The organism is Amycolatopsis sp. NPDC104819 (assembly GCF_055583145.1).
The window spans coordinates 279,229-295,384 of sequence record NZ_JBVJON010000002.1; the positions used below are offsets into that span (position 1 = coordinate 279,229).

A 16,156-nucleotide genomic window follows, 5' to 3' on the forward strand; every position below is an offset into this window, starting at 1 on the left:
CGTGTCCTGTAAGTGGTTGAGCTGGACCTCTGGTAACTATGCGCGGTGGTTGGTCGCGGTGAGTTGACGGATAAGGCCTGGGCGGTGATCGAGCCGCTGCTGCCACCGGTGCAGGGCGGCGGCCGGCGGTGGCGGGATCACCGGCAGGTGATCAACGCGATCCTGTGGAAACTGCGCACCGGCGCCCCGTGGCGTGACCTGCCCGACCGCTACGGTCCCTGGAAGACCGCGCATGAACGACTGCGGTTGTGGACCAAAGACGGCACCTGGGAACGGATCCTCGAGCGGGTGATCGTCAAAGACGACGCCGTCGGCGACCTCGAGTGGATCATCTCGGTCGACTTGAGCGTGGTCCGGGCGCACCAGCATGCCGCTGGCGCCCGGAAAAAGGGGGATGCAGCGACGGAATCGAAGCCCTCGCCTGCGACGGGGAAGGACTCGGCCGGTCCCGCGGCGGGCTGAGCACCAAGATCCATCTCGCCGTCGAAGGGCGGGGCCTGCCGATACGGATCCTGCTCACCCCAGGCCAAGCCGGGGACAACCCGCAGCTGCTGCCGCTGCTGGATGGCATCAGCGTCACCCGCCCCGGGCCCGGGCGTCCGCGGTGCCGGCCGGAGACGGTGATCGCGGACAGGGCCTATTCGCATCCTTCGACCAGGCAGGCAATGCGCGACCGGCAGATCACCTTCGTCAGCCCGGAACGGGACGATCAGATCGCCCGCCGCGCCGCCAAGGGCTCCCGCGGCGGGCGACCACCCACATTCGATGCTGAGGTCTACAAGCAGCGCAACGTGGTCGAGCGGTGCTTCAACCGGCTCAAGCAGTTCCGTGACCTGGCCACCCGCTACGCCAAACGTGCCGCTTACCATCAGGCAGAACTCACCATCGCCGCCATCGTGCTCTGGCTCCGATGACTTACAGGACAGCTCCTAATCGTCCAGGTGAGTTCATGCAAGATCGCGAATCGCAGGGCAGTCCGTCTTGCGGGCGATGGTTTACGCTCCGTAGTGTCCTCGTTGCCGGGACAGGCAGGGGAGGACGCTGTGAAGGTGACCAGGCTTGCGAAAGAATGCAAGGAAGGCGAATGTGACACCGTGTTCTTGTCCGACCGGGGAACCCTGGTTCTGCAAGGCATGGCGGTCGCGGCCGCCGACGGCATGTGCCTCGGCGTCGGGGAGCAGGCAGTCGAGCTGCCTGTGGCCCTGGTGAAGGAGGCACTGAGTGCTCTTGCGCGGTGAAGAACTGGGCCGGCTGTTCCGCACGTTCCGGCTCTCGGCCTTCCGGCTCGAAACGTTGCCGGCCTACGACGTCGCGAGCGAAAGGGAAGAATACGACCGCTTCCTCGCGGGCGAAAAGCCGCCTGAGGATCTTCACTACGGTTGGCTGGACATCGTTGCAGGCCATCGCGAGGCCGGACGTTCCATGCAGCGGGTGCGCGTCGTCACCCGCCCGCTCCCGGACTACGTTCGCTACGAATTCGAGTGGGGATTCCGGTACAACGTACGAGCAGGGGAGGACATCCGGATCCTGGATTTGACCGGCCGAACACTCGACTTGCCTCGCCAGGATTTCTGGTTCTTCGACGATGCGACGGTCGTGCACCTCGACTACGACGATTCCGGCGCGGTGTCCGGCCGGGTCCAGCTGGAACAGCCCGACCTGACGCAGTACCGGGCGTGGCGCGACCTGGCCTCGTCGGAGTCGGTTGCATTCAGTGAGTACTGGAGCTGAGGAGCCGGGGCCGGAGCGGGACGATCTGGCCGAGACCTTGCGAGCACTGCGCCGGGCCGCCGGGTTGTCCGGCGAGCGGCTCGCGGTCCGTTGTGCCATGTCACAGGCGAAGATCAGCAGAATCGAGGGGCGGAAGGTCACGCCCGGTGTCGCGGACGTCGAGCGGATCCTCGCCGCACTCGACGTTCCGCGGGAGGTGGCCGATGACCTCGTTGCGCTCGCCCGCCGGGTCAATGTTCAGCACACATCGTGGCGCGCCGCGGCCCGGATCGGGCTCTGGCGGAAACAGGAGGAGCTGAGAGTTCTTGCGGATGGGTCGAAGACGATCCGCCAGTTCCTTCCCGCCATGCCGGGTGGCTTGCTGCAGACCGAGGAGTATGCGCGAGCCGCGCTCTCCCCGATGGTGCGCACCGATCCCGCACGAGATGTCGAGAAGGCGGTGGGTGTCAGGCTCAGGCGCCAGGCGGCGTTGGATGATCCGGATCGCCGGTTCCTCTTCGTCCTGACCGAACAAGCGGTCCGGTGGAGATACGCGAGCCTGCCCGCGATGGCGGCGCAGTGCCTGCACATGGCAGGCGTGGCCGAGCGTCCCAATGTCGACCTTGCCATCGTGCCTCAGTCCGGGCGCACAGCGGGCGGCCCGCTGAACACGTTCGTCGTCTACGACGAACGGCTGGTGCTGGCCGAGCTGTTCTCCGGCGAGGTTGCGCTGCGTGATGCCAGAGATATCGCGCATCATCTTGAGGTGTTCGAGTTCTTCCGGACGCGTGCGCTGTCCGGCGAGGACGCGTCGGCCTTCCTGCGCTTCGTCGCCCAGGAGTTCTCGGGCTGAGACGCTGGTGGTGACCGTCCGCGGCTAATCCGTTCGGTTTTTGTCGGTGCCCGGTCCTATGGTCGGGGGTGTGGACGAATCGGAGGACCGGGAACCGGCGCTGGTGCAGGCCAAGGCGCTGGTGAAGCGCTTCGGCGAGTTCGAGGCCGTGCGCGGGATCGACGTCGAGGTGCGGCGCGGCGAGGCGTTCGGCTTCCTCGGCCCGAACGGCGCCGGGAAGTCCTCGACCATGCGGATGATCGCGTGCGTGTCCCCGCGCACCGACGGTGACCTGCGGGTGCTGGGGCTCGACCCGGAGGTAGCCGGGCCGCGGATCCGCGCGCGGCTCGGCGTGGTGCCGCAGCTGGACAACCTGGACGTCGAGCTGACCGTCCGGGAGAACCTGCTGATCTACGGCCGCTACTTCGGGCTGTCGCGCGCGGCGGCCCGGCGCAAGGCCGAGGAGCTGCTGGAGTTCGCCCAGCTGACCGACCGCGCCGACGACAAGGTCGACCCGTTGTCCGGCGGCATGAAACGGCGGCTGACGATCGCGCGCTCGCTGGTCAACGACCCGGAGCTGCTGCTGCTCGACGAGCCGACGACGGGGCTGGACCCGCAGGCCCGGCACCTGCTCTGGGACCGCCTCTTCCGGCTCAAGGCCCAGGGCACCACGCTGATCGTCACCACGCACTACATGGACGAAGCCGAGCAGCTGTGCGACAGGCTGGTGGTGATGGACCACGGCCGCATCGCGGCGGAGGGCTCCCCGGCCGACCTGATCAGCCGGTACTCGACGCGTGAGGTCGTCGAGCTGCGGTTCGCGCCGGGGGAGCAAGCCGGGGCGGCCCAGCAGCTGGAGGGGCTCGCGGAGCGCGTCGAGGAGCTGCCGGACCGGGTGCTGCTCTACAGCGACGACGGCGAGGCGGCGCTGGAGCACGCGCACGCCCGCGGGGCGCGGCCGTTGTCGAGCCTGGTGCGCCGCAGCTCGCTGGAAGACGTCTTCCTGCGGCTCACCGGCCGGACGTTGGTGGACTGACCCGTGACGAAGACGAACGGAAGGCACTCGCCGACGACCCTCGCCGGTCGGCTGCGGCGGCTCGGCCGGCCGGGTCCGGGGAGGCGGCCATGACCACCGTCTCCACCGGCCGCGTCGTCGGGAAGTGGCACGGCGCCTGGCTGCGCGTCGAGGGGCACTGGACGTGGTACCGGCGGCACTGGCTGTCCACTTTGTACTCCACGGGTTTGCAGCCGGTGCTGTTCCTCGCCGCGATGGGGCTCGGCTTCGGTTCGCAGGTGCGGCCGGGCGCGGTCACCGGCGGCCTGTCGTACCTGCAGTACATCGCGCCCGCGCTGCTGGCCGCCGGCGCCGCGCAGCAGGCGGTCGGCGAGTCGAGCTACCCGGTGCTGTCCGGGTTCAAGTGGCAGAAGGACTACCTGGCCGTCACCGCCACACCGGTGTCGCCGGGCCAGGTGTTCGGCGGCCACCTGATCTGGTCGGCGATCCGGCTGACGCTGGCCGGCGCGATCTACGCGTTCGTCGCGCTGTTCTTCGGCGCCTGGACGGGGCCCGGTGTGCTGCTGGTGGTCGTGGCCGGCACGGTCACCGGGCTCGCCTGCACCACGCCGATGGCGGCGCTCGCGGCGAGCACGCACGACGAGGGCCAGCGCTTCGGGCTAATCTTCCGCTTCGTCGTGATGCCGATGACGTTGTTCTCCGGCACGTTCTTCCCGATCTCCCAGCTGCCGGGCGCGATCCGCTGGCTGGCCTGGCTTTCCCCGCTGTGGCACGGCACGCAGCTGGCCCGCGGCGTGAGCGTCGGCGGGGTCGGCGGCTGGGCGATGCTCGGCCACTTCGCCGTCCTGGCAGGGTTGTTCGCGGCCGGGTGGGCGCTGGCGCACCGGGCCTTCTACCGGAGGCTGGTGGTCTGATGGTGAGCGTCCAAGCGCCGCCGGCCCGCGCCGGGCTGCTGCTGCGGATCCTCCCGCCCGGGCTGTACGCGGGCCGCGCGCGCATGCTCGTCGAGCGGTCGTACCTGGTGTACCGCACCAACTGGATGATCTTCCTGTCCGGCGCGGTCGAGCCGTTCCTCTACCTGCTGGCGTTCCAGCTGGGCTTCGGCAAGCTGGTCACCGAGGTGGCGGGCCCGGACGGCCGCCCGATGAGCTACGTCGCGTTCGTCGCGCCGGCGCTGCTGGCGATGTCGGCGATGAACGGCGCGGTCTTCGAGTCGACGTACAACCTGTTCTTCAAGCTGCGTTACGCGAAGCTGTACGACGCGATGCTGGCCACTCCGATCGGCCCGCTGGACGTCGCGCTGGGCGAGATCGGCTGGGCGGTCACCCGCGCGGGCGTCTACTCGGTGGCGTTCCTGGCGATCGCGGCGGCGATGGGGCTGCTCGTGTCGTGGTGGGCCCTGCTGATGGTCCCGGCGGCGCTGCTGGTCGGCCTGGCGTTCTCGGCGACGGGCATGGCCATGGTGACGTTCCTGCGCTCGACGGCCCAGTTCGACTACATCCAGCTGATCCTGATGCCGATGTTCCTCTTCTCGACGACGTTCTTCCCGCTGTCGGTCTACCCGGAGCCGCTGCAGTGGGTGGTCCGCTGTCTCCCGCTCTACCACGCGATCGAGCTGATGCGCGGCCTGGCAACGGGCCTCCTGTCCGGCTCGATGCTGGTCAACCTGGCCTACCTGCTGGCGCTGGGCGGCCTGGGCCTGTGGGCCTCGACCCGCCGAATCGCCAAACTCCTCCTGACCTGACCCCACCCCCGCGTGTCGACCCTCCAATCACGCTTGTCGACCCCCCAATCACGCGAGATGCCCCTCCAAGCACGCGAGATGCCCCCTCAATCACGTGAGATGCCCGCCTGATCACGTGAGTTACGCGCCCAATCACGCGAGTTCCGGCTCCAGTCACGCGAGTTCCGGTTTCGCGCACGAGCCCGGAGGCCTCAGCGGGCCGGATCCGGCCGTCCCCGCGGGGCCACGGCCGCCAGCGCGTCCACCATCCCGTGCCCGTAGAACCCGTTGAACCCCTCGTACCCGGCGCAGTAGGCGTCCTGGGTCCCGTCCCCGGTGAGGTCGTAGTCGGCCGGGCAGGGCATCGCCATCGCCTGCGCGTCCAACGTCCGCCGCAGCTGCCTCGGCCCGGCCTCCGGTGACGACGACGCCAGCAGCGCCAGCACCCCCGTCACGTGCGGCGCGGCCATCGACGTCCCGCACAGCGGCGCGTACCCGCCGGGCACCGTCGACAGGACGCACTGGCCCGTCTCGCCGCCGGGCGCGGTGACGTCGATCACGCCCAGCCCGTACGAGCTGTAGCCCGCCTTGACCCGGTCCGAGCCGACGGCCGACACGGCGACGACGTCCCGCAGCGCCGCCGGCAGGGCTTCGCAGCCGCTGCCCGCGCCCGGCGACCCCGAACGCGCCGACGGCGTCAGGTCGACGGCTTCGTTGGTCGCCGCCGCCACGTTCAGCGTGCCCGCGGACGTGCTGTACTCGACCGCCCTGGCCAGCGCCTCGTGCACCACACCGCGGTCGTTGCCGCGGATGCACGACAGCGTCCACGGGTTGACGAAAAAACTGCTGTTCGTCAGCCGCATGTGCCGCGACGCCGCCCACATCAGCCCGCACACCGCCGCTTCGGGGTCGGCGTACCCGCGGTCGTCGATCACCTTCACCGACGCCACGCGCACCCCGGGCGCCACTCCCGTCACACCGTGGCCGTCGTCGGCCGCGGCGATGATGCCCGCGACGTGCGTGCCGTGCACCGACGTCGTCGGCGCCCAGGCCGCGGGGGAGCGGTCGGGTGCGCCGGTCAGGCAGCCGGCGGAGTCGTCGCGGTCGAGCGCGCCGCTCAGGTCCGGGTGGTCCGGGTCGATCCCCGAGTCGAGGACGCCGACGACGACGTCACGGCTGCCTTCGGCGTACCCGCGCGCCCGGCCCGCGTTGATCATCCGCATGTCCCACTGCTGGGCGCTCAGGTCGGTGGTGGGCACCTTCGCGGGGTCGGTCGCCGGCAGCGTGGCCCGGACGGGCTGCGGCCTGGCGGACTCCGTCGCGTGCTGCGCGGCCAGCCGCTCGGCCTGGGCGCTGAACGCCCGGTCGAGCCCGATCCGGTCGCCGAAGGACGAGTCACCCGACGTGGTGACCGCCACGGCGATCTGCGGGTAGTACACGGTGGTGGCGCCGCACGCGGCCGTAACTTGCGCACGGGCGGTTGCCTCGGGCGTGCCGCGGTCGAAGGTGACGACGTAACGCAGGTTCCGCCCGTGGCCGCAGCCGGGCTCGTCGGCCACCGCCGGACCGGCGGTGACGCATCCCGAAAGCACCAGGACGGTGCACACGGCCGCCCGCAGCGGCCGCGCCAGCAGGGACACCGGACCTCCCACCGGATGCAGGAACCGCGGGTGCCGGCGCGCGAGATCCCGGTCACCCCGAGCCGCACGGTAGCCACCCCGTGCCCGGCGGACAAGCGCTATGGCCAAGTTCCCCCGGCCGGTGGGCCCGCGGCGCGCCCGGCGGCGTGGGCGGAGGTACCGAGTACGACGGAGCAGTCACCCGGTGTGGGATACTCGGGGAGGCCACCGGGCCGCGGGGCGCACGTGAGAGGTGCTGCCTGCGGTGTTGTGGCCCGGTGATGTGCGTGAACTCCCGCGACGCGTCGCCGCCCGCAGACCGGGCGGCTGGACGACGTGGCGGGCGGCCCGGGGGTAGCGACAGCCTGGCCACGCACGCCGCCGAGCAGACCTTTGACCGGGTTGCGCGCCACCGAGTGCGGTGGTGCGGCGCCCGGTCGTCGGGCAAGGATTCCCGCCGCTGGTGACCACCACGGCGGAACGAACAGAAAGGGGCCCCTGCGCGGCCGCGTCCCTGCCGGTGCGAACCGGCAGACGCGCCCGGGGGCGGAGGAGACACATGTCGAACGCGGAAACACCCGCCGAGCACACCGGCGGGAATCCCGCCACACCCACGACCGGCCCGCTGGCCGACCTGCCCGCCCGGATCCGGGTGCACGCGCTGGCCAAGCTGCTCGAGTCGCACAGCCGGGACGTCCTCGCGAAGCTGGCCGAACTGGGCGAAAGCGTCCGCAGCGCGCAGTCGAGCGTGACCAGGGAAGTGGCACTCAAGGTCGCCGAGGCTTTCTCGGGCGGCACCACCGACGCGGCGCCGGCCGCCGAGCAGCCCGCCGCCGAGCAGCCCGAAGCGCCGGAGCCGAAGAAGGCCGAGGCCCCGGCGGTGCCCGAGGTGCCGGCCGCGGAGGCCGACAAGCCGCGCCCGCGGCAGAAGACCCGCGCGCACCTGCCGGTGTTCGCCGCGCCGTCGCCGGTCTTCCTGCCGCCGGAGCCCGCCGCGACCAAGCCGGCCCGCAAGCCGGCGGACCCGTTCGCCGAGCCGCCGCAGCCGCCGGCCCAGCCCAAGGCGAAGCCGCAGCCCGAGCCGGAGGCGGACGAAGACGAGGCCGAGGACACCACGCCGGCCACCGACACCGGTGACGACGACGGTGACGACGCCAACAGCCGCCGCCGTCGCCGCCGCGGCCGCCGTGGCCGCGGCCGGGGCAAGGGCGCCGACGGCAGCGACGAGGCCGGCGACAACGAGGACGGCCAGGCCGAAGAGCCGCGCCGCAAGGGCCGCAACACGGACGAAAAGCCCGAAGCGGACACCGAAGAGACCGAAGACGCCGCCGCGGAGGCGGACAACGACGGCAACGACAGCGAAGACGGCGAGGGTGGCAACAAGCGCCGTCGCCGCCGTCGCCGTCGCAAGGGCTCGGACGGCGACGACGCCGAGACCACCGACGACCCGCCCAACACCGTCACCCACGTCCGCCAGGCCAAGGCCGAGCAGGCCGAGCGTGAGCGCCCGGCGCGCGACGAGGTGCGCAGCGTCCGCGGGTCGACCCGCCTGGAGGCCAAGCGCCAGCGCCGTCGTGACGGGCGTGAGGCCGGCCGCCGCCGCGCCCCGATCCTGTCCGAGGCCGAGTTCCTCGCCCGCCGCGAGTCGGTCGAGCGCACGATGGTCGTCGCCGAGAAGGGCGACTCGACGCAGATCGGCGTGCTCGAGGACGGCGTGCTGGTCGAGCACTTCGTGACGCAGTCGGGTTCCGGCTCGATCGTCGGCAACGTCTACCTCGGCCGCGTCCAGAACGTGCTGCCGAGCATGGAGGCCGCGTTCATCGACATCGGCCGCGGCCGCAACGCCGTGCTCTACGCCGGCGAGGTCGACTGGGACGCCGCCGGTCTCGAGGGCAAGGCCCGCAAGATCGAGCAGGCGCTCTCCACCGGCGACTCCGTGCTGGTCCAGGTGACCAAGGACCCGGTCGGGCACAAGGGCGCCCGGCTGACCACGCAGATCTCGCTGCCCGGCCGCTTCCTGGTGTACGTCCCCGCGGGCGGCGCCACCGGCATCTCCCGCAAGCTGCCGGAGAACGAGCGCCGCCGGCTCAAGGACATCCTCAAGCGGATCGTCCCGGAGGACGCGGGTGTCATCATCCGCACCGCCTCCGAGGGCATCGGCGAAGAGGAGCTCGGCCGCGACGTCGACCGCCTGAAGGCCCAGTGGGACGTCATCAAGGAGAAGGCCGACGCCGGTTCCGGCCGCAAGGGCGGCGCGCCGACCATGCTCTACGAAGAGCCGGACCTGCTGGTCAAGGTCGTGCGTGACCTCTTCACCGAGGACTTCGCCAAGCTGGAGATCCAGGGCAACCGCTCCTGGGAGACCATCAACGGCTACGTCAGCCACGTCGCGCCGGAGCTCACCGAGCGCCTCAAGCGCTACACCGGCACCGGGGACGCGTTCGCCGACCACCGGATCGACGAGCAGATCACCAAGGCGCTCGACCGGAAGGTCTGGCTGCCGAGCGGCGGTTACCTGGTCATCGACCGCACCGAGGCGATGACGGTGATCGACGTCAACACCGGCAAGTTCACCGGATCGGGTGGCAACCTCGAGGAGACGGTGACCCGCAACAACCTGGAGTCGGCGGAGGAGATCGTCCGCCAGCTCCGGCTGCGGGACATCGGCGGCATCATCGTGATCGACTTCATCGACATGGTGCTCGAGTCCAACCGCGAGCTGGTGCTGCGCCGGCTGACCGAGTGCCTCGGCCGCGACCGCACGCGCCACCAGGTCGCCGAGGTCACCTCGCTCGGCCTGGTGCAGATGACCCGCAAGAAGATCGGCACCGGCCTGCTGGAGGCGTTCTCGACGCCGTGCGAGCACTGCAAGGGCCGGGGCGTGGTCGTCTCGACCGAGGTGCAGCGCACGGGCGGCGGCTCGCACGCCCACGGCGGCAACGGCGGGAACAACGGCGGCAACGGCGGCGGTGGCGGGGAGAAGAGCTCCCGCCGGTCGCGGGGCCGCGGCAAGGGCGAGGAAGCCGCCAAGGAGCAGGCCGAGGCCGCCAAGGCCGAGGTCCACGCCGTCCCGCCGCCGGAGCAGCGCGCGTCGGTCGCGTCCGCGGTGGCGGCGATGGCGAACGCCTCGAAGGCCGCCAAGGAGCACGACCAGGGTGCGCTGAACGGCAACGGGCACGTGCCCGAGCCCGCCGACACCACCTCGGCCGTCGAGCCGGCCGAGGAAGCCGTCGCGCCGGCCACCGAGGTCGCGGACGTCCCGGTGACCACCGAGGCGGACGAGACGCCGGTGCCGCAGGACGAGCCGGCGGTCGAGCGGTCCTCGGCGCCGGAACCGGTGGAAGAGCCGGTCACCGAGTCTTCGGAGGCCGCCGAGCCGGTCGCCGAACCCGAGGTCAGCGTGCCCGAGCCGGCCGTGCGCTCCACCCGGCGCCGTCCGCGCCGGGCCGCGTCGCGCCCGGCGGGCCCGCCGGTGCACGCCTCGGAACAGAGCAACTGAACAACTAGGGGACCCCGGTGGTAACGCATCGGGGCACCCCACGTAACCTGTAGTACGGCCTGCCACCAGAGCAGGTCGCTGCGCGAGTCCAGGACCGCCTTCCCGGAGGTGGGCCGATCGCGCGGGCCCCCACCCATTGTCGAGTAATGCAGGAGACTTCCGTGTCGGCGTACGCGATCGTCAAGACCGGCGGCAAGCAGTACAAGGTGGCCGTCGGCGACGTCGTCGAGGTCGAGAAGCTCGAGGGCGAGCCGGGCACCGAGCACATCCTCCCCGCCGTTTTGTACGTCGACGGTGGCGAGGTCACCACGGACGCCGACGCGTTGGCGAAGGTCTCGGTCACCGGCAAGGTCGTCGAGCAGACCAAGGGTCCGAAGATCCGGATCCACAAGTTCAAGAACAAGACGGGCTACCACAAGCGCCAGGGTCACCGGCAGAAGCTGACCCGCGTCGAGGTCACCGCCATCTCGCTGTAAGAACTTTTCCGGATCTGCTTTTCAGAAAGAGGACTGAGCTATGGCTCACAAGAAGGGTGCATCGAGCTCCCGCAACGGTCGTGACTCGAACGCGCAGCGCCTCGGCGTCAAGCGCTTCGGCGGCCAGGAAGTCAACGCCGGCGAGATCCTCATCCGCCAGCGCGGCACCAAGTTCCACCCCGGCGTGAACGTCGGCCGTGGCGGCGACGACACGCTGTTCGCCCTGGCCGCCGGTGCGGTCAAGTTCGGCGAGAAGCGCGGCCGCAAGACGGTCAACATCGTGCCGGCCGAGGCCTGAGCCTTCGGTCGCTGTTAGACCTCTGACGAGGGGTGGGACCGGAATATCCGGTGCCACCCCTCGTTTGTTTTGTTCGGACCCTTTTTGTTGAGTGAAGTGAGGCATAGTCATGGCGTCCCGGTTCGTGGACCGCGCGGTCATCCACCTGACCGCGGGTGACGGTGGGAACGGCTGCGCCTCGGTGCACCGCGAAAAGTTCAAGCCCCTCGGCGGCCCGGACGGCGGCAACGGCGGCAACGGCGGTGACGTCCTGCTGGTCGTCGACCCGAACGTGCACACCCTGCTCGACTTCCACTTCCGCCCGCACGCCAAGGCGGGCAGCGGCAAGATGGGCCAGGGCGGCAACCGCGCGGGCGCGGCGGGGGACACCCTGGTCATGAAGGTGCCCTCGGGCACCGTCGTGTTCACCGAGGACGGCGAGCTGGTCGCCGACCTGATCGGCCCGGGCACCACGTTCGTCGCCGCCCAGGGCGGCCGCGGCGGGCTGGGTAACGCCTCGCTGGCGTCGAAGGCCCGCAAGGCCCCCGGGTTCGCGCTGCTGGGCGAGCCGGGTGAGGCCCGCAACCTGGTGCTGGAGCTGCGGTCGGTCGCCGACGTCGGCCTGCTCGGGTTCCCGTCCGCCGGCAAGTCGTCGCTGATTTCGGTGCTCTCCGCGGCCAAGCCGAAGATCGCCGACTACCCCTTCACCACGCTGGTGCCGAACCTCGGCGTCATCACCGGCGGCGAGACCGTCTTCACGATGGCCGACGTGCCCGGCCTGATCCCCGGCGCGTCCGAGGGCAAGGGCCTGGGCCTCGACTTCCTCCGCCACATCGAGCGCTGCGCGGTGCTGGTGCACGTCGTCGACTGCGCGACGCTCGAGCCCGGCCGCGATCCGGTGTCCGATGTGGACGCTCTGGAGGCCGAGCTCGCGAAGTACACCCCCGGCCTCGGCGGGAAGCTCGAAGAACGTCCGCGGGTGGTCGTGCTCAACAAGATCGACGTCCCCGAGGCCGCCGAGCTGGCCGAGTTCGTCCGGCCGGAGTTCGAAGCCCGTGGCCTCCAGGTGTTCGAGGTCTCGACGGCGTCGCGCAAGGGCCTTCGCGAGCTGACGTTCGCGCTCGCCAAGGTGGTCGAGGAGTACCGCGAGGCGCAGCCGGTGCTGGAGCCGGAGAAGATCGTGCTGCGGCCGCTCGCCGTCGACGACACCGGGTTCACCGTCGAGGTCGACCCCGAGGAGGAGGGCGCGTTCATCGTGCGCGGCTCCCGGCCGGAGCGGTGGATCCGCCAGACCAACTTCGCGAACGACGAGGCCGTCGGGTACCTGGCCGACCGGCTCAACCGCCTCGGTGTCGAGGAGAAGCTGGCCAAGCTCGGCGCGCGGCCGGGCAGCCCGGTCACGATCGGCGACGTCCAGTTCGAGTGGGAGCCGTCGACGCCGAGCGTCGCGGTGCACCTGTCCGGCCGCGGCACCGACGTCCGGCTCGAGCGCAACGAACGCATCGGCGCGGCCGAGCGCAAGGAAGCCCGCCGGGTCCGCCGCGACGGCACGGAGGAGCCGGAGGACGACGACGACCTGGACCTCGACGCGTGAGCGGCACCCGCGAGTCCATCGCCGCGGGCCGGCGCCTGGTGGTCAAGGTCGGCTCGTCGGCGCTGACCACCGCGGGCAGCGGGCTCGACACGGCCCGCCTGGACGCGCTGGTCGACGCGATCGCCGAGCGTGTCGCCCGCGAAACGCAGATCGTGCTCGTGTCGTCGGGCGCGATCGGGGCGGGCCTGGCCCCGCTGTCACTGGGCAAGCGTCCGCGTGACCTCGCGACGCAGCAGGCGGCGGCGAGTGTCGGCCAGCTGGCGCTGGCGCACGCGTACGCCGAATCGTTCGGGCGGTACACACTGACGGTCGGGCAGGTGCTGCTCACCTCCGACGACGTCGTCCGCCGTTCGCACTACCGCAACGCCCAGCGGACGTTCTCGCGGCTGCTGGCCCTCGGCGCGGTCCCGGTGGTCAACGAGAACGACACTGTGGCCACGGAGGAGATCCGCTTCGGCGACAACGACCGGCTGGCGGCCCTGGTGGCCCACCTGATCGGCGCGGACGCGCTGATCCTGCTGTCCGATGTGGACGGTCTGTACGACGGCGACCCCCGCGAGGGCGCCACCCGCAAGCTCACCGAGGTGCTCTCGGAGTCCGATGTGGACGGAATCTCGGTCGGCATGTCCAGCTCCGGTCTCGGAACGGGCGGCATGGTGTCGAAGCTGGCGGCCGCCCGAACCGCGGCGGGCGCGGGCATCCCGGTCCTGCTGGCGGCGGCGTCGGAAGCCGCCGCGGCCCTGACAACGGCGTCCCCGGGAACGGCGTTCGCCCCGGCGGACACCCGCTTGTCGGCCCGCCGCTTCTGGCTGGGCTACGCGGCGGACACGACGGGCAAGCTCCGCCTCGACGACGGAGCGGTGACGGCGGTGGTCCGCCGCCGCCGGTCGTTGCTGGCCGCGGGAATCACGGGTGTCGAAGGCGAGTTCCAGGCCGGCGACGTGGTGGACCTGGTCGACGCGAAGGACCGGGCGGTGGCCCGCGGAGTGGTCGCCTTCGACGCGACGGAGCTCCCGGAGCTGATCGGCCGCTCAACGCCCGAACTCCCGCCGGAACAACGCCGCGAGGTAGTCCACGCCGACGACCTCGTCCCCCTCCGCCGCTAACCCGCCACCAGCCATCCCGTGCCCCGAGGGGCACCACCCGTGATCCAGCGGGCATCACCCGTGATCCGAGGGGAATCACCCGTGATCAGGCGGGCATCTCGCGTGATCGGGCAGGCATCACGCGTGGTCTAGCGGCCATCGCCGTGTCGACCCCCCAATCACGCGTGTCGACCCTCCAAACACGTGTGTCGACCCTCTAATCACGCGTGATGCCCCTCTAATCACGTGAGATGCCCGCCGGATCACGCGAGATTCCCCTTCGGTCATGCGTGATGCCCGCTAGCCCACCGAGACCAGGCGGGCACCGCCGTCGGCCTCCAGGATCGTTCCGCTCAGGTTGCGGTTCGTTGCCGCCACCGTCACCACCTCGGCCACGTCGTCCGCCGTGGCCACGCGGCGGGACGGGATCGAAGCCGCCGTCTGCGCGAAGAACCCTTCGCGCACCTCCGCCGGGAAGCCGCTCCACCACGCCGTGTCCACCACCCCCGGCGAAACCGCGTTCACCCGCCGCGGCGCGAGCTCGACCGCCAAGGGCTTGACCAGCGCCTCCACCGCCGCGTTGAGCGCGCCGATGCCCGCCGTCCCCGGCATTGCCGCGTGCGCGCTGATCGCGCCGAGCAGCGTGATCGACCCGTCCGCGGCCAGGTGCGGCAGCACTGCCTGGATCGTGGTCAGGTGCGCCCAGAACTTCGCGTCGAACGCCCGCCGCAGCATCGCCAGGTCCAGCGACGCGATCGGGCCCATCCCTTCGGCGCCGGACAGGCTCACCACCAGCACGTCCACCGTCCCGAGTGACGCGGCCAGCGCGGCCATCGCCGCCGCGTCCCCGCCGTCGGCCTGGTGCCCCGTCAAAGACGGGTCGCCGACCGCGACGTCGTCGAGGCGCTCCTTGCCGCGCCCGGTGACGTGGACGTCGTAACCCCGCTCGCTCAGCCGCCGCGCGGTCGCCAGGCCGATGCCCGAAGTGCCGCCGGCGACAAGTGCGATGCTCATGCTCGTTCCTCATTTCGAACCGGTACGTCTCGTTTCGAAATCGACGCTACCATCGGATCCCATGACCGACCAGTCCCGTCCCGGCCGCAAGCGCAGCGAACAGAGCCGGCTGGCGATCCTCACCGCCACGCTCGACCTGGTCGCGGAGGCGGGCTACGGCACGCTCACCGTCGAGGGCATCGCCGCGCGCTCCGGCGTCGGCAAGCAGACGATCTACCGCTGGTGGCCGTCGAAGGCCGACGTCCTCCTCGACGCGCTCGCGACAAAAGCGGACCTCTTCGTGCCGATCCCCGACGAGGGGTCGTTCCGCGCCGACCTCGCCGGCTTCCTGGACAGCACGTTCGAGCTGGGCGGGAAAGCCCAGGTCGCGGACACCCTGCGCGCACTGATGGCGCAGGCGCAGCTCGACCCGGAGTTCGGCGGCCGGTTCCGCGAAGACTTCCTCAACCGGCGCCGCGAGGCGCTCGGCACCATCGTCGACCGCGCCCGCGAGCGCGGCGAGCTGCCGGCGGGAGTCAGCGCCCGCACGGTGATCGACGTCGTGTTCGGCACGCTCTGGTACCGGCTCCTCGCGACGCGGGAGCCGATCGGCCGCGGCCTGGCCGGCGAACTGGTGGCGCTACTGGCCGATCACGGCGCTTCGACGGCCGAGATCCGGTAGTGCGCCACCGACGCGTCGAGAATCTGGACCGCCTGCTCGTCCGAAGGCCCGGAGCCGCGGAAGCGCTCGAGGTCCTCATCGGACTCCCAGCGCTCGTAGACGGTGATCCGGCCGGGATCGAGCAGGTCGGCGCCCAGCGAGTACTCCAGGCAACCCGGCGCTTCCCGGGCCAGCCGGACGGCTTCGGCGCAGTCCTCGAGATAGGCGTCACGGCTCTCGGGAGCGACGGCGAGCCAGCCGGACACGATGATCATGACGGGTTGATCCGGTCGGGCTTGATCGTCAGCAGCAGCCGCGTCTGGTCGCGCCCGCCCCACCACGGGTACGGCCCGCCGAGGTAACGCTGCGCCAGCTTCTCGATGTGCTCGACGGCGCCCTCTTCGGTCATCTCCAGCACCCGGCCGCGGATCGCGAAGTAGCGCGACGGCCGCTCGCGGTCGGCGACGTTCAGCGCCACCCGCGGGTCACGCTCGATGTTGCGCTGCTTCTGGTGACCGAGGACGGTGTTGACGAGCAGGTGCGTGCCGTCGGTGTCCACCCAGGTCTGGGTGAGCTGCGGCGAGCCGTCCGGCATCAACGTCGAGAGGAAGCAGAGGCTGGGCTCGCGCAGCAGCGCGAGCAGGTCGCCGGGCAGTTCCACAGTGGTCTCCC

At 71.1% G+C, this 16,156-nt stretch carries 17 protein-coding genes; 13 read left to right on the plus strand and 4 right to left on the minus strand.

All coding sequences use genetic code 11. From position 1 onward, the window contains the following. Positions 1–45 precede the first annotated feature (45 nt). From ACZ63E_RS06150 to ACZ63E_RS06180, 7 genes are all read left to right on the plus strand, one after another. A protein-coding gene (locus ACZ63E_RS06150) for an IS5 family transposase (RefSeq protein WP_465334765.1) occupies positions 46–914 on the plus strand; the annotation gives its coding sequence in 2 pieces (ribosomal slippage) (positions 46–417 and positions 420–914; 867 coding nt in all). 129 nt (positions 915–1,043) lie between these two features. Further along, positions 1,044–1,238: a hypothetical protein gene (locus tag ACZ63E_RS06155; RefSeq protein ID WP_465334767.1), complete on the plus strand. Its 195-nt coding sequence runs from the start codon at positions 1,044–1,046 to the stop codon at positions 1,236–1,238. Then, complete coding sequence (locus ACZ63E_RS06160; protein WP_465334769.1) at positions 1,222–1,731, plus strand: DUF6879 family protein; 510 nt, start codon at positions 1,222–1,224, stop codon at positions 1,729–1,731. The genes ACZ63E_RS06155 and ACZ63E_RS06160 overlap by 17 nt, the downstream gene beginning before the upstream one ends. Beyond that, complete coding sequence (locus tag ACZ63E_RS06165) at positions 1,715–2,563, plus strand: helix-turn-helix domain-containing protein (protein ID WP_465334771.1); 849 nt, start codon at positions 1,715–1,717, stop codon at positions 2,561–2,563. Before ACZ63E_RS06160 ends, ACZ63E_RS06165 begins: the two co-directional genes overlap by 17 nt. Before the next feature lie 58 nt (positions 2,564–2,621). Next, positions 2,622–3,578 carry an ABC transporter ATP-binding protein gene (locus ACZ63E_RS06170; RefSeq protein ID WP_465335501.1) on the plus strand — a complete coding sequence of 319 codons (957 nt, stop codon included), beginning with the start codon at positions 2,622–2,624 and terminating at the stop codon, positions 3,576–3,578. An 89-nt stretch (positions 3,579–3,667) separates the two neighbouring features. Then, positions 3,668–4,471, plus strand: coding sequence for an ABC transporter permease (locus tag ACZ63E_RS06175; RefSeq protein ID WP_465334773.1), 804 nt, complete (start codon positions 3,668–3,670; stop codon positions 4,469–4,471). Next, positions 4,471–5,301: an ABC transporter permease gene (locus ACZ63E_RS06180; RefSeq protein ID WP_465314545.1), complete on the plus strand. Its 831-nt coding sequence runs from the start codon at positions 4,471–4,473 to the stop codon at positions 5,299–5,301. Before ACZ63E_RS06175 ends, ACZ63E_RS06180 begins: the two co-directional genes overlap by 1 nt. 191 nt (positions 5,302–5,492) lie before the next feature. Here the strand turns inward: ACZ63E_RS06180 and ACZ63E_RS06185 are convergent, their stop codons facing one another. Continuing rightward, positions 5,493–6,920: a S8 family peptidase gene (locus ACZ63E_RS06185; protein ID WP_465334775.1), complete on the minus strand. Its 1,428-nt coding sequence runs from the start codon at positions 6,918–6,920 to the stop codon at positions 5,493–5,495. A 538-nt stretch (positions 6,921–7,458) separates the two neighbouring features. Between ACZ63E_RS06185 and ACZ63E_RS06190 the strand changes: the two genes are divergently transcribed. The 5 genes from ACZ63E_RS06190 to proB all read left to right on the plus strand — a co-directional run bounded on the left by ACZ63E_RS06190 (position 7,459) and on the right by proB (position 13,851). Continuing rightward, entirely contained in the window at positions 7,459–10,398 is a 2,940-nt protein-coding gene (locus ACZ63E_RS06190) for a translation initiation factor IF-2 N-terminal domain-containing protein (RefSeq protein WP_465334777.1), read from the plus strand. 161 nt (positions 10,399–10,559) lie between these two features. After that, complete coding sequence (gene rplU / locus ACZ63E_RS06195) at positions 10,560–10,874, plus strand: 50S ribosomal protein L21 (RefSeq protein ID WP_086678418.1); 315 nt, start codon at positions 10,560–10,562, stop codon at positions 10,872–10,874. A gap of 40 nt (positions 10,875–10,914) precedes the next feature. Then, positions 10,915–11,172 (plus strand): 50S ribosomal protein L27, encoded by a 258-nt coding sequence (gene rpmA / locus ACZ63E_RS06200; protein WP_465334779.1) that lies wholly within the window; start codon positions 10,915–10,917, stop codon positions 11,170–11,172. Positions 11,173–11,281: 109 nt separating this feature from the next. After that, on the plus strand, positions 11,282–12,745 hold the full coding sequence (gene obgE / locus ACZ63E_RS06205) for a GTPase ObgE (RefSeq protein WP_465334781.1): 1,464 nt from the start codon (positions 11,282–11,284) through the stop codon (positions 12,743–12,745). Continuing rightward, positions 12,742–13,851, plus strand: a complete 1,110-nt coding sequence (gene proB / locus ACZ63E_RS06210; RefSeq protein WP_465334783.1) for a glutamate 5-kinase — start codon at positions 12,742–12,744, stop codon at positions 13,849–13,851. The genes obgE and proB overlap by 4 nt, the downstream gene beginning before the upstream one ends. 279 nt (positions 13,852–14,130) lie before the next feature. On the opposite strand, the gene ACZ63E_RS06215 is transcribed toward proB, so the two are convergent. After that, entirely contained in the window at positions 14,131–14,844 is a 714-nt protein-coding gene (locus tag ACZ63E_RS06215) for an SDR family oxidoreductase (protein WP_465334785.1), read from the minus strand. A 61-nt stretch (positions 14,845–14,905) separates the two neighbouring features. Here ACZ63E_RS06215 and ACZ63E_RS06220 point away from each other — a divergent pair, with 61 nt between their 5' ends. Continuing rightward, positions 14,906–15,505, plus strand: coding sequence for a TetR/AcrR family transcriptional regulator (locus ACZ63E_RS06220; RefSeq protein ID WP_465334787.1), 600 nt, complete (start codon positions 14,906–14,908; stop codon positions 15,503–15,505). On the opposite strand, the gene ACZ63E_RS06225 is transcribed toward ACZ63E_RS06220, so the two are convergent. Beyond that, complete coding sequence (locus ACZ63E_RS06225; RefSeq protein ID WP_465334789.1) at positions 15,475–15,759, minus strand: putative quinol monooxygenase; 285 nt, start codon at positions 15,757–15,759, stop codon at positions 15,475–15,477. The genes ACZ63E_RS06220 and ACZ63E_RS06225 overlap by 31 nt on opposite strands. Then, positions 15,756–16,145 (minus strand): PPOX class F420-dependent oxidoreductase, encoded by a 390-nt coding sequence (locus ACZ63E_RS06230; protein WP_465314538.1) that lies wholly within the window; start codon positions 16,143–16,145, stop codon positions 15,756–15,758. The genes ACZ63E_RS06225 and ACZ63E_RS06230 overlap by 4 nt, the downstream gene beginning before the upstream one ends. Positions 16,146–16,156: the final 11 nt, after the last annotated feature.